This window comes from Pseudomonas sp. CFBP 13727 (assembly GCF_014841915.1).
Lineage (GTDB): Bacteria > Pseudomonadota > Gammaproteobacteria > Pseudomonadales > Pseudomonadaceae > Aquipseudomonas > Aquipseudomonas baltica.
Window position 1 is genome coordinate 1 of sequence record NZ_JACYUT010000017.1, and the last position, 257, is coordinate 257.

At 63.0% G+C, this 257-nt stretch carries 1 protein-coding gene; it reads left to right on the top strand.

The features are described 5' to 3' along the window. Window positions 1-257: hypothetical protein (locus tag IFT76_RS20710; RefSeq protein WP_192060117.1), on the top strand; the 257-nt coding region annotated here is incomplete at both ends.

Consider the following 257-nt stretch of genomic DNA (forward strand, 5'->3'; position numbering starts at 1 on the left):
GGCACCGGGACCAAGGTCACCGGCCTGATCTTCCTCGAAGCCGGCAAGACCTACACCTTCAGCGGCAAGGCCGACGACGGCCTGCTGATCAACGTTGGCGGCAAGGACCTGGGCACTGCCCATTGGGGTGCCGGTGTCGACCCAACCTCGGGCGATTTCAGCGGCAGCATCACGCCCGCTGAAACCGGCTACTACAGCCTCGACCTGTACCATCACAACCAGAACGGTCCAGGCTTCTACGACCTGAACCTGTCGGT